We start from the raw sequence: 3,311 nt of genomic DNA, 5'->3' as shown, positions 1-3,311 counted from the left end.
CGGCGGCCTCGGCGGCCTGGGCCATCGCGATCAACTCGGGAAACGGAACCTCCCACTCGATCTCCGGGAGCTGCACTCCGATCTTCACGACGTCGACAATACGCCTCAGCTCAGCGTGGTGCGCAATGGTGAGGTGGCCTGTAAGCGGGAGAATGCCAGGGCTGATCCGACTAACGGGGGCGATGCCAGGAAACGTCACCCACGCTGGGATTTCGGCTCACAGTAGTTCTCAACGTTTCGCACCGGTTGTCGGCAGATTGTGCGTCCGATGTGCGATTCCGGACTACCTCAACCGACGCCTCGTCGGCGCTGTGGGCAGGACTTCATTCTCGAGCGGTACGAAGACCCGCGCCCGCAGGGCTGGTTCACCCGTCAGTGGCGGAGACTGAAGCGTCGCGAGGGCTGAGGCGAGTCCGCTCCACGCGGGACTCGGCTCTAGCTGTTGAGAAGGGCGAGGAAGTCGCGTTCGGACATGACCTCGATCTCGACGCCGTCGGCTCGTAGCGCAGCGGCATTCTTCATCTTCCCGGTTTGCAGGCCGTCGGCGAACTGGACGAAGTCGGCGTCGCCGATGACGAGCATGTCGACCTGGCCGGACACGCTCGTCTTGAACTCGGCGCCAAAGTCGAGGATTCGCTCGGCCGCCTCTGGGCGAGTCATTGAGAACATCGCCCCGGTGAAACAGATTCGCCGCCCGTAGAGCGGATGATCTGGGTCGGCATCAGCTGCTCCACGCATGTTCCGGAGGTCGCCGGCCAATACTCCGACGAATGACTCCGGCGTTAGCCGGCCGGGCTGGTATCCGAACGCCTCGCATAGCCCGCCGAGAGTCGGCTGCTTCGCATCACGCATCGCTGCGAGGACAACTCCCGCCGACGCTGCAGCGTCCGAACCGGCCTCGTGATGGTCAAGGGCAAGACCGAGCTGTCCGGCGAGATAGGAGAGGCCGAACGCGGGGTAGGTGGGCCAGGTCCGCCGAGCGAGTCGCCAGCTACAGAGCGCCTGCATGTGAATGCCCGGCAACTCGTAGCGGGCGACCGCTTGTCGAAGCACGCCAACGTCGAAAGTTGCGACGTGGGCGACGACGATCCGGTCGGTCAGGAGATCGGCGAGGAGCGGCCACAGCTCGTGGAAATAAGGGGCGTCGACAACGTCCTCGGGTCCAATGCCCGTGATTGCCGAGTTGTAGGGGCTGAACTCGCTGTCGGGATTTACCAGCGTCGAGGCCTGCTCAACCACCACGCCGTCGCAGACGATCGCCACGCCCACGGCACACACGCTCTCCCGTTTCCGGTTCGCTGTCTCGAAGTCGATCGCCACGAAGTCGACGGCATCGGTTCGTTCCGGTATCGGCGTGTTCTGGACACGACGACGATCAAGACCAATGTCCAGTCTGCCCATCAGTCAACAGGGTAGTCAACGGCCGGACGCTCGCGGATCGGCGATGACACGCGTCGCCGTCGAACTGAAGGTGGCGTGCTCATCGGCCGCCCTCGGTGAGGTATTCGACGCCGACGGCGGCGAGGTTGTGCACGACACCGAGGTCGTAGCCGTTGCCGCAGCTCTCATCGCCCACCGCCTGACGGATGCCGGCGCTTCGCCTTGTCGATCTCGGCGAGCCGGCGCAGGGCGACGACGACATCGAGGCGGTCGTTATCACCGAGAACGCCGGACATCGCCACTCTGCGAACGAGCTGCTCGAGGTCTTCGGGGGTCGGTTCATCGTCGGTCACTCGGTTGATCATGACGTAGGCGTGTGACAGTCGAACTGCGAGCCTCTTCCCAGGCGGGCGCTTTTCTGGTACTTGTAGCGGTCATGAGGATTCGACCTATGGACATTGCCATCGCCATTTCGATTGCTGGAGTTTTCGCGTTCGCTGTTGTGTGGTCGCCGACCAGCGCTGCGACGGGACCATCTGGCCTCGTCACCCAGACTCCAGTGCGAGTGTTGAACACCCGGTCGGGCCCTATGCCGGCGGCTGGAAGCGAGTTGATCGTGAACACTGGTCGCCCAGGAGCGTCGGCGGTTGTTGCGAATGTCACGTCAATCAGCCCGACTACCCCTGGGCAGTTTGTAACAGCGTGGCCATCGGGCATGCGACCGGACACCTCGATCCTGAACTCGGACGTGGGCGAGGTTGTTGCAAACTCGATCGTCGTACCGGTGGCACCCGACGGGACCTTCCGGCTGTACACCTACGCGAGCGCTCACCTCCTGGTCGACATCTCGGGCTACTTCGATGGAGGTTCAGCGCTACCTCCTGGCGGACTTACCTCCGCGATTACCGGATACGTGCAGGTGCCGATACTCACCAGAACGCGCGCGCTGGGGACTGTCAGCAACGGCACCAGCGACACCTTGCGACTCGTTCGAGTCGAAGTGACCTGCCAGGGCGGCGAGATCGCTACCGACCAGGTGTTCCTGGGTGCCTTCCAGACTCTCGGCTTCGAGGTGGATTGCATCGGCCTTCATGCGTCCGGAGCTGCCATCCGGGCGATTGTTGACCTCTAGATCGGAACGACCGCCTCACCGTGCTCAGACCGGCGTTTTGAGGATGCCGACGATGCGGCCGGCCTCGTCGTGTTCGATGGTCTTGCGGACGGCGCCGGTCTTCGCCCTGTATGTGACGCTCTTGGCGGACGTTTTGGCAAGGGCGGAGTTGATCGACTCGATGACCGGTTCGATTGCTCGGGCGAAGTCGGCGGCGAAGTCAATCGGGATCGATTCGACGACGCACGATCTGCGCCATCACTGCGCCTCGGTGCTCATCTCGTCGGGCGTGTCGATCAAGGCGGTGCAGCAGTACCTCGGGCACAAGAACGCGAGCGAGACGCTCGACACCTACGGGCACCTCATGCCCGGCGATGACGACCGCGTGCGGGCTGCGATCGATACGTCACTGCGGCAGAATGTGCAATCAATGTGTGATCAGGCTGCACGAGAGGCCGGCTAGAGGAGCATTTCCCCTGGTCAGGTGGGTGCAATGGTGAGGTGGCCTGTAAGCGGGATTCCGGGAGGCCCGACCCGTCTACCTGGGTAGATGTCCCGAAAGGGTCATCTACCAGGGCAAACGTTCGACCGTGTTAGACCGCTGTGAACCATCGAGAACCGGCGTGCTGTGTCATGGCTGTGTCATGGAGGGCACTGGATGACCGGTGACGTACCGGCTCGGGGCGTCTGCCCGCACTGCGAGGTTCGGTTACCGTGATCACATGAAAGACATCAGGATTGATTCGGACGGTGCGCCCAGATGCTGGAACTGCGGGTCGAAGGGGTTCACGGAGAAGCGGACGTTGCGATCGAAGGCGGT

At 63.1% G+C, this 3,311-nt stretch carries 5 protein-coding genes; 2 read left to right on the top strand and 3 right to left on the bottom strand.

Features of this window, described 5'->3' with window-relative positions; all coding sequences use genetic code 11:
- The 3 genes from ACESNG_RS21440 to ACESNG_RS21430 all read right to left on the bottom strand — a co-directional run.
- The coding region (locus ACESNG_RS21440; protein ID WP_373070757.1) for a hypothetical protein at nt 1–199 on the bottom strand (199 nt) is incomplete at its 3' end.
- A 236-nt stretch (nt 200–435) separates the two neighbouring features.
- Nucleotides 436–1,401, bottom strand: coding sequence for an exonuclease domain-containing protein (locus ACESNG_RS21435; protein WP_373070755.1), 966 nt, complete (start codon nt 1,399–1,401; stop codon nt 436–438).
- 164 nt (nt 1,402–1,565) lie between these two features.
- Nucleotides 1,566–1,745 carry a hypothetical protein gene (locus ACESNG_RS21430; protein ID WP_373070753.1) on the bottom strand — a complete coding sequence of 60 codons (180 nt, stop codon included), beginning with the start codon at nt 1,743–1,745 and terminating at the stop codon, nt 1,566–1,568.
- A gap of 350 nt (nt 1,746–2,095) precedes the next feature.
- Here ACESNG_RS21430 and ACESNG_RS21425 point away from each other — a divergent pair, with 350 nt between their 5' ends.
- The gene (locus tag ACESNG_RS21425; protein ID WP_373070751.1) at nt 2,096–2,512 is read left to right on the top strand and encodes a hypothetical protein; all 417 of its coding nucleotides are present in this window, start codon (nt 2,096–2,098) and stop codon (nt 2,510–2,512) included.
- 52 nt (nt 2,513–2,564) lie between these two features.
- The gene (locus ACESNG_RS21420) at nt 2,565–2,954 is read left to right on the top strand and encodes a tyrosine-type recombinase/integrase (RefSeq protein ID WP_373070749.1); all 390 of its coding nucleotides are present in this window, start codon (nt 2,565–2,567) and stop codon (nt 2,952–2,954) included.
- Nucleotides 2,955–3,311 lie beyond the last annotated feature (357 nt).

It is taken from the genome of Gemmatimonas sp. (genome assembly GCF_041689975.1).
Lineage (GTDB): Bacteria > Gemmatimonadota > Gemmatimonadetes > Gemmatimonadales > Gemmatimonadaceae > Gemmatimonas.
The sequence above is the reverse complement of the archived record's forward strand: the minus strand, read 5'-3'. Positions and strand labels throughout refer to the sequence as shown.